The organism is candidate division KSB1 bacterium (assembly GCA_022562085.1).
In the GTDB taxonomy this organism is placed as follows: Bacteria; Zhuqueibacterota; Zhuqueibacteria; order Oceanimicrobiales; family Oceanimicrobiaceae; genus Oceanimicrobium.
The window spans coordinates 42,506-51,991 of record JADFPY010000002.1; the positions used below are offsets into that span (position 1 = coordinate 42,506).

Annotated in this window: 6 protein-coding genes; all 6 read left to right on the forward strand. The window is 45.6% G+C overall.

Features of this window, described 5'->3' with window-relative positions; all coding sequences use genetic code 11:
• The first annotated feature begins 371 nt into the window (after positions 1–371).
• Complete coding sequence (locus IH879_00420; GenBank protein ID MCH7673397.1) at positions 372–1,280, forward strand: ABC transporter ATP-binding protein; 909 nt, start codon at positions 372–374, stop codon at positions 1,278–1,280.
• 26 nt (positions 1,281–1,306) lie between these two features.
• Positions 1,307–1,675: an endonuclease domain-containing protein gene (locus IH879_00425; GenBank protein ID MCH7673398.1), complete on the forward strand. Its 369-nt coding sequence runs from the start codon at positions 1,307–1,309 to the stop codon at positions 1,673–1,675.
• Positions 1,676–1,751: 76 nt separating this feature from the next.
• A complete protein-coding gene (locus IH879_00430) occupies positions 1,752–5,048 on the forward strand; it encodes a hypothetical protein (protein ID MCH7673399.1) in 3,297 nt (1,098 codons plus the stop codon).
• 90 nt (positions 5,049–5,138) lie between these two features.
• Entirely contained in the window at positions 5,139–6,650 is a 1,512-nt protein-coding gene (locus IH879_00435) for a TolC family protein (GenBank protein ID MCH7673400.1), read from the forward strand.
• Between the two features lie 112 nt (positions 6,651–6,762).
• Complete coding sequence (locus IH879_00440) at positions 6,763–7,821, forward strand: efflux RND transporter periplasmic adaptor subunit (GenBank protein ID MCH7673401.1); 1,059 nt, start codon at positions 6,763–6,765, stop codon at positions 7,819–7,821.
• A gap of 260 nt (positions 7,822–8,081) precedes the next feature.
• The coding region (locus IH879_00445; GenBank protein ID MCH7673402.1) for an efflux RND transporter permease subunit at positions 8,082–9,486 on the forward strand (1,405 nt) is incomplete at its 3' end.

Below are 9,486 nucleotides of genomic sequence, written 5' to 3' on the forward strand. Positions count from 1 at the left end.
CTTAAAAAACAAATTTTTATCAGCATCAAGTCCTTAATTCGCACGAGTTTCAAACAAAGGAACAAATTTGCATTCTTTTAAATTAATTCATGAATTCTTGAAACATTCTTGTCTAAACCTGTGGAAAGTTTTAAATTCGTAAACTTTGTATTGCAAAGTACTCTTTAATTTCGTATATTCTGAGTCAAAAAGTGAAAAAGATTCGTATTTTTTAATCAAGAACCTCTAATGCAAGGTTGTCTAGGAATAAAGAGGAGCCTCTCGTATTTTCTGAAAGGTTTGCATACCGTTTGGCGAATCCTTATATTTTTTGCAACATTTCTTTAACTAATCCTGTCTTTCTCTTAGCAATTAAAAAGCTCATTCCCTTTATGCAAATAGATATCCGCAATCTTTATAAAACCTATCCGGGTGGGGTCACTGCTCTGCAAGATGTCACCCTGGATATTTCTATAGGAATGTTTGGGCTGCTGGGCCCAAACGGGGCCGGCAAAAGTACCCTGATGAAGGTTCTAGCAACCCTTGAGAGTCCGACCTCCGGCGATGTTTTTATAAATGGTAAAAATATTCACGACCAACGGAAACAGGTTCGGCAATCACTCGGCTATTTACCGCAGGAATTTGGGGTTTATCCCCAACTCACCGGTGCGGAATTTTTAACTTACGTGGCAAAACTGCACAATCTTTCGGGTAAGAACTTAAGGAAAAGTGTAGAGGAGGCGTTAGTGAATGTCAGGCTTTACGAAGTTCGTGACCGGAAAGCAAAGACCTACTCCGGCGGCATGCTGCGGCGTTTAGGAATCGCACAAGCATTAATTAGCGATCCGAAGATTCTCATTGTTGACGAACCCACCGTAGGTCTTGATCCGGAGGAACGGATTCGCTTTCGGAACCTCCTTACTGAAATCAGCCACAATAAAATAATCATTCTCAGCACACATATCGTGGCGGATATTTCAAGCACTTGTAATGATTTGGCTTTGCTTTCGCATGGAAAAGTAGTCTTCCGTGGTTTGCCGCAGGAGATCATTTCCAAAGCCTCCGGCAAAGTCTGGCAAGTTGAGTGCGAAGAAAGCGACTTTAAGAAGATTGCCGACCGCATGCAGATTATTTCATCGATATCCAGGGAGCGGCATTTGCGGTTGCGCGTCGTCGGAGATTCGGTTGCCGGATTTGACATGAAGCCAGTGCCGCCAAATCTCGAAGATGCTTATATGTATTTTATGGAGACTGAGGCGGGTGAACATGTGGAGGAAGAGGTTGAGGAGGTGGAAAATTGAGTAAAGTTTTTTAGATAGGATAGCGAATGACGCAGCATTTTAATCGTATCACGGAAAAAGCCAGACGAAAACAGCTACGAAATAATCCAACTGAGGCGGAGCAAAAACTTTGGCAATATTTGAAAGAGAAACAAGTTTCCGGTGTTAAATTTAGAAGACAGTACAGTGTTGATGCTTATATTCTTGATTTTTATTCTCCAAGCCTGAAGTTAGCTATTGAAGTTGACGGACCCTCACACCTTACTTCCCGAGGAATTGAGCATGATGAAAATAGAACGACACATATTGAAGGGTTCGGTATCCGGATTTTGAGATTCACGAATGATGATGTTTACGAAAATATTGAAGGCGTAATTTTTAGAATCAATGAAGTAGTTCAAGAAATAGGAATTTAGGAGAAATATCGGACCTCCCCCTTGCGCCCTCCTTATTTAAGGAGGGCGCAAGGGGGAGGTTGATCGTTAATCGCATATGCTAACTTCAATCAAATACATTCTCACCATTGCTGAAGTCGAACGGAAGATGCTCTACCGCAAGGCCAAGTTTTGGGTGCTCGGCGGCGGCGGCTTGATCGGTATCGTCTTTTTCATGGTGATGCTGACTGTCTTCTCCATTGTCGGAGAAGGCATCCCGGGCGAGTTTTTGCTTGAGGGAACGGATGCTTATCTGGCCCTTTACTTTTTCAGCTATGCTCAGGCGATAGTCATCGCTTTTGTTGCCGGAGATTTTCGCAAGTCGGAAGAAAAAGCCCGTCTCGATCAAGTCATGCTCTCGCGGCCCATGACCACGGCAAATTGGGTGCTGGGCAAATATTTTGGCGTCGTCAGCGGCGTTTTGTATCTCAATTTATTCTTGATCATCATCGCCGTGATTGGCCGAACGCTCAAAGTTATTTTTACCGGCACCAGTTTCAATATCTTACCTTTTCTTGAATACTTTGCTATTGCAACCCTGCCCTCCATTCTATTTATGACGGCGTTGGTTTTCTTTATCGTCAGTGTGTTTCGGGCGCAGTCGGTGGCCATGATTGTTTCTTTGGGTTACTGGGTTTCGATCCTGGCATATTTTCGCCACAATTTTTTGGGACTCTTTGACTATGGGGCTTTTTTCGCGCCGATTTTTTCCAGCGATTTTATCGGTTTTGGAAATATTGAAGGGGTGCTTTTGCAGCGTCTGTTCTTTGTCCTGCTGGCGTTTTCTCTCATCGGGTTTTCAATACTGCTCTATCCGCGACTCTGGCAATCTCGTTTTTCAAAATATTTGTCAACAGCTTGTGCCGTGCTTTTTCTGTTTGCCGCCGGAGGTGTCGGCTATTTAATTTTCGAAAAACAGCAAACCACTCTGGCAACCCGCAATGCCGATTTTGACTTTCATAAAAGCTGGATTTCAAAACCGATTTGCAAAGTCAAACATTATGATTTGGACATCCGGTTTGGGAATGAGGAAACGCCGCTTGATGTTTCTGCAAAATTGTTTTTGACGAACCCTAATGACGAGGCGCTGCAGGAAGTCATTTTTGCGCTTAATGGCCAACTTACGGTTTCGCAGGTCAGCAAATTAAATGGTGACCCCATTCCATTTAAACACGAACAGCATCTATTGATCTTGGATTTGGCAAACTCTCCTCTTATGCCCAATTCTATAGATTCCATTCAAATTTCATATTCAGGGCAAATCGATGCAGATGGTTTCATGTTGGATCGTTTACCCAAAAGCAAAGGCCGAATTGACAAAAGCGACGGTCCCTGGGTTCAGCCCAATGAGTCGGCCTGGCTCAGTGAGGATTTTGCAGTCCTGCCGGCGCAATGCGGCTGGTATCCCCTTCCGGGCGCCGCTGCCGGTTATGATTTTTCAGCGCCGCGACCGCTAAATTTTGCCACTGCAGACATTCGGGTCAAAACCGCACAAGGTCTAAGTGTGATTTCTCAGGGCCGGAAAACCGAGGAGAAAATCGATGAGGATACAAAGCTCAGCCGCTTTTCAATAACCAAAGCGGTACCCGGGTTGTCACTGAACATTGGCGATTATAAACGACTGACTCACAAATTTAAACAGACCGAAGTTGAGTTGTACGTTCATCAAAAACACTTGCTGGATTACGACCTTTTTGCTGACGTCGCCGACACGTGTTATGAAGTCGTCGAAAGCATCCTCGATATTTTTGAACAGGTGAGCGGTCTGCCGTATCCTTACGATAAACTGGCGATTGTCGAGGTGCCGCTGCAAATGCAGGTTTACACATCACGATTCGGGTTGAACAACGTGATGCTGCAGCCGGAGATTATTATGCTTGGCGAGGTCATAGTTGCCCAGAATCGTTTCAAGAAAGAAATTGAGGACGAAACCAAAGATGCGCGCAAAGATGGCCGCGACGATTCCCCGCAGCGTATCAAAAGAGAGGTTTTTATTGAAATTGTACTGGACACATTTTTTTCAGACGACTGGCGCAGGTCCGGGAGTCTGAGCTCTCCCTTAAAAAATTATTTGCATTTCCAGGTAGATATCACCAATCCGGTTTTATCAAGAGCTCTCGAGCTGCAACTCTATGAAGAGAGTGAGCGCCGGGTCAACGACTTGTTCTATCCCGACCGCTGGGATGCGGCGCTCAGCAGTAACGATCGCATGCGCCAGAATGAGGGGGGGTGGAGAAACCGCCATCGCTACGGGATTGAGGTTGATTCTTTAATTACAACACTCACGAAGACTCCGCTAACGGAGATTCTTCCTGTGGAGGATGGCAAGTTATATAGCCTCTGTGTGGACTTCAAAGCGCCGCCTATTTTGCAAATGTTGAGTAAGCGGGTTGGTGAGAAGAATTACACCAGAGCCTTAAGCAGCTTAGTTGAGAAGTATCGCTATAAACAAGTAGATACTGCTGATTTCCTAAAAGTCATCCAATCGGAGTCGAATGAAAACATCGAGGATTTTTTTGATGAGTGGTTCAATCAGGCAACGTTTCCGGGATATCGCCTGACGCAGGCCACGGCTGAGAAACTTGATACGGGAAAATTGAACATTATTTACCAGGTCAGCGTGCGGGTGCAAAACGGTGAGAAAGGTGATGGCTTTGTCCGGATTGTATGCAAAACAAAAAACGATAAGATCTGGCGCAATCTGCGATTGGGGAGTTACGAGGAAAAAGTGATCCAATTTCCCGTAAACGAGGAACCGAGACAGATCGAAGTGATTCCTTATTTTTCCCGCAACCGCGGCCAGATTGTGAAACAGATTTCAATTTCAAACCGTATCAAGCGCCAAACGCCGGTCGATACATCGTTTACGGTAACTTCAATCAACGACTCTTTAGTGTTTGTTATCGATGATCAGGACGACGGATTTTTTACGCCCATCTCAGCAGAGGCGAAGTACTTGCGCCCTCCTTCCAGAGGTTCAAGTTGGTGGGAGAATACCAACCGCTACGCCTTCGGTAAGTATTATTTTGGCTGGCGCATAAAGAGCGCCGGCGACGGTTCTTATCCGGCGAGGTGGGAAGCGGCGGTGCCAAAGGACGGTGACTATGAGCTGAGTTTCTATTTTCGCGCCGAAAAAAGTTGGTATGCACGCTACAAGAGTCAGACTTATTATTTGAACGTAACCAGCTCAGAAGGGACTTTTCCTATAGAAATTCAACCGCATGAGACAGCAGACGGCTGGGTACATCTGGGTAGATTCAATTTCAAAAAAGATAAACCCGCGATTGTTCAATTAGAAGATGAAGGCAGCGGCTATTTGATCGCAGATGCGATTCGGTGGGAGTTTGTTGAGTAGTTCGAAGAGCGTAGAGCGAGAAGCGATGAGCGCTCTACGCTTCTCGCTCCTCGTTTGTAAAAGGTTTTTTAATTTAAATATGAGAACAAAATGATTAAAATATTTTCTTTTGCTTTCTTGCTTTGTTTGATTTTCTCGGCTGTCTCATTCAGCCAAATCCCAAAAATTCTTAACCTTGAAGAGAGCATCAACATTGCTTTAAACCAAAGCTTTGATGCCGCCCGGATCGAGCAATCGCTTATTAATGCGCAAATGAGTCTGCAAGCTGCCCAATCAAGCTTGAAAAGTAACAGCGAACTTTTTTTGAACAGTTTTCCCAATTTTCAAGATAATGAAAGGCGAACCGCGCAAACCGGCGGCACCTTTAGTTTCGATAGGCAACGGTTTTTGGAATTTCAAGCGGATTGGTTTATAAACCAGCCGATTCGGTTTACGGATGGCGTTTTCTCTCTGGTTGGGTCTTTTCAGAGATTCCAACAATTCGGCACCTTTGAACGAGTTGGCTTCGATCAAAACGGCATGCCGCTCTTAACCAGCGTCGAAGATCCAACAGATTACGCGCCACAACTGAGACTGCAATTCCGGCAGCCCCTCTTTACCCTAAATCGATTAAACACAAATTTCACTAAGTCCGAGTTAAATTTGGAGCGCACGCAATATTCGTATACCCGCAATCAGCTTGATTTGATTTTCAATGTCACTTCAAATTTTTACAATTTATTTAAAGCTCAGCAGCAATTGGAAATAGACCAAAAGCAAGTTGCGCAATCTCAGGAAGCCTTTCGAATTGCGAATCTAAAACAGCAGGCAGGACTTTTGCCCGAGGTTGAGGTTTTGCGACTCGAAATTGATTTGGCGAACGCACGAAATAGAGCATCGACAAGTGAAGCAACAATGAAATCGACTGAAGATTTTTTTAAAGTTCTCATTGGCTTGCCGATTGAAGACAGAATCGAAACCACCACACAACTTTCCTATGACCCGATAGAGGTTACTTTAGAGAAAGCGCTGTCCGAGGCCTTGAGCCGGCGCACAGAGTTGCGAACTGACGAAATCGACATCGAACTCAGCGCGATTAATGTCAAGGAAGTGGATTCTGCGCGGGAAATTAAAGGCCAATTAAATATGAGCTACGGCATTTTCAATCGCGATGAAGAATTTTCAAATGCGTTCAAAAACTTTAGTCAGGATCGGAGTGTGGTTTTGGGTCTGACCATTCCGCTATGGGATTGGAGTAAAAACAGATATGAAGTGGAATCGGCAAAAGCCTCGCTTGAGAACAATCGCCTTGCCCAAAAGAATCGTATTGAAACGATCAAACAGGAAATTCGAAAGGGTGTACGCGATCTGCAATCCGCCCAGCAGCGCGTGGATATCACCAAACGCAGTGAAGTGCTGGCCGAAAAAAGCTATCGAATCAGCTTGCTGAAATTTGAAAACGGCGACTTAAGCTCACAGGACCTGGCTCTTGAGCAAAACCGTCAGACTGAAGCTCTCACCAATTCTCTAAACGCAATCATTGATTATAAAAACGCACTGTCCGATTTGCGCCGAAAGACGCTGTGGGATTTTGAGAAAAATGCGCCGGTTGAAATAGAGTAAAGTGTTTAAGTTTTAAAGTGTTTAATGTGTTACAATTTTAACACCCGAATACTTGAACACTTGAACACTTGAACACTTGAACACACAAACACTTAAAACCATGGGAGTTAGGATGAAAAACTTTAAACAAAATATCAAATTTTTATTAGCTGTTGTATCCTTCTTAGGGCTTGCCTGCAACGGCGGAGACGACAAATCCGCGGCGGATTTAACCGTGCCCGTTGTCGTCGAAAAAATCAAACGCGGGCCCATTGCGAAGTTTATTTCAACGACCGGCACCCTTCGCAGCATTAAGGAGGAGGCCGTGATTGCGGAAGTACAAGGAGTTTTAAATCTTGCCAAAACCAACGGTACAGTTTTGCATGCCGGGACAAAAGTCGAAAAAGATCGTCTGCTGGCAGAAATAGACAATCAAGAATATGTTTTGGAGGTCAGAGTTGAGTCCCAAAAGTTGGCGATGCAGAATGCCGACCGCGAGTTGAAAAAACAGGAAGCTTTATTCAAAGAGGGAGGCGTGACTGAAAAAGAATTAGAGGTGGCCCGTAAATCCGCCCTCGATGCTCGCTTGAATTATGAAGCCGCCGAACTCAAAGCAGACAAACTCAAACTCCGGGCGCCGATTTCGGGTTTTATCACCAACCTGCAAGCCAATTTTGACGGCATTCAAGTTCAGCGCGGATTTCAGCTTTGCAAGATCATGGATTACACCACGACTTTTGTGCAAGTTAATCTGCCGAATTCCGATCTAGGTCAAATTCAAGCCGGCCAGAAAGTCAATGTCACAAATTATGCCCTGGAAGGAGAGGCTTTTGAGGGGTGGATTACCGCAGTCGGTCCAACGATTAACGCTCAAACCCGCACTTTTACGGCGACCGTGCAGATTGAAAATCCAAAGCTGCGCCTGCGCCCGGGGATGTTTGTTAAAGCCGACATCATCATCGATGATCACCCGGATGCGGTCATCATCCCGAAAAGCGCCTTGCAAACCCGCGAAGGTTTACCGATAACTTTTGTTGTCGAAGGCGTGAGCGCCCATCTGCGTGAAGTCGTTACCGGTATCGAGACCAAAGAAGAAATCGAAATTCTCGAGGGGCTCGCGGAAGGGGAGCGGCTGGTGGTGAAGGGTCACGAAATGCTGCGGGATAAATCTAAGGTGCGGGTAACCAAATAAGAATTTCAACACAAAGAGCACAAAAACTATAACCACGGATTCGCACGGCTAAAATACGGATTTTAGAGTGGAGCTTTAAAATTTTACTTTTTTTTACTTACACATTTCTACAAACTCAAATGGCGTATCATGATTTTTTTTTAAACGTATTTTATCCGAGTCAATCAGTGTAAATCTGTGGCTGAATAAAATATTTGGCTACAGCCGAAGGCAGCACCGGGCTTCTTTGTGTCCTTTCTGTTTAGTTATGAGAGTAAAAAATGAATCTACCTAAATTCTCGGTCCGCTATCCGGTTACAGTTGCCATGCTCATGCTCACCATCGGCATTCTTGGCTTCATCTCTTTCAATCGCCTGGGTACAGACTTACTGCCCTCTATATACAATCCGCGTATCGTAGTGGAGCTGAAGTCAGGCGAACGTTCACCGCAGGATATGGAGCAGCGGTTTGCCCGCAATCTCGAAGGCGCTCTCGGCACGGTAAGCAACGTGGTTGAAGTCCGGTCAGTGTGCAGCATTGGGCGTATTTTAGTCACCGCCACGTTTAGCTGGGGCACGGATATGGACTTTGCCCTTCTCGATATTCAAAAGAAGGTCGCAAGTTTCGAGTCCGATCCGGAGGTGAGTAGTCTGACAGTTGCCCGCTACGACCCGCAGGAGGAGCCGATTCTGACTTACGCGCTGACTTCAAACACGCAAGACGGTCATGACTCGGATGAAATCCGCCGGGTTGCCGAAAACCTTGTGAAGCGCAATCTCGAACGTCTCGAAGGTGTGGCCCGGGTGCGAGTTTACGGCGGCATCAAACTGGAAGTCCGGGTTGAGCTAAACGAGTATCTTTTGCAGGCTTATAATTTAACGCCCGGCGATATCAGTAACAAAATCAAACAGTCAAACGCCAATGCTTCCGGTGGAAAATTAGTTCAGCAGAATAAAGCCTACATCATTAAAGGAATCGGTCAGTTTGCGGATATCGGCGAAGTTCAAAGAACCGTCGTTGGTTACAAACAGAGCACAAACGGCAGTGCCGGGGACTCGACGGCAGCGGGGCAGCAGCAATTCGGAAATGTTTATACGCCGGACAAAGTGCCGATTTTCTTATCCGACGTTGCAAGAGTGGCGTACGCGCCTGAGGAACGCACCGACATCGTACTTTTGAACGGCCGGGAAAGTGTCGGACTTTATATTTATAAAGAATCCAAAGATAACACGGTCCGGGTTGCACAACAAGTTCAGGAAGAAATTACTCGAATGGGAAACGAGTTGGCCAATCTCGATTTCTCACTTATTTATAGTCAAGCCTCTTTTATTGAAAGTGCGGTGGGCGAGGTAAAAACCACTGCCGTGATTGGTATTATTCTGGCCGTGTTGATTTTGTATGCTTTCCTGCGAAATCTTGGCGCAACCGTGATTGTAGGTCTGGCAATTCCGATTTCCGTTCTGGCCACTTTCAGCCTGATGTATTTCCAAAACATAACCCTGAATATCATGACCCTGGGCGGACTGGCCCTGGGAGCAGGCATGCTGGTCGATAACGCCATTGTGGTTATCGAAAATATTTTTCGCAGGCGGCAATTGGGCGAAGCTGCTGACGAAGCTGCGGTGAAAGGTGCGTCCGAAGTTGGCGTCGCAATTGTGGCTTCAACTTTGACCACGATTATCGTCT

What these genes read in the sequence shown, in the direction of transcription:
- IH879_00420 (MCH7673397.1), top strand. Translation starts at nt 372, where the DNA reads ATGCAAATAGATATCCGCAATCTTTATAAAACCTATCCGGGTGGGGTC.
- IH879_00425 (MCH7673398.1), top strand. Translation starts at nt 1,307, where the DNA reads ATGACGCAGCATTTTAATCGTATCACGGAAAAAGCCAGACGAAAACAG.
- IH879_00430 (MCH7673399.1), top strand. Translation starts at nt 1,752, where the DNA reads ATGCTAACTTCAATCAAATACATTCTCACCATTGCTGAAGTCGAACGG.
- IH879_00435 (MCH7673400.1), top strand. Translation starts at nt 5,139, where the DNA reads ATGATTAAAATATTTTCTTTTGCTTTCTTGCTTTGTTTGATTTTCTCG.
- IH879_00440 (MCH7673401.1), top strand. Translation starts at nt 6,763, where the DNA reads ATGAAAAACTTTAAACAAAATATCAAATTTTTATTAGCTGTTGTATCC.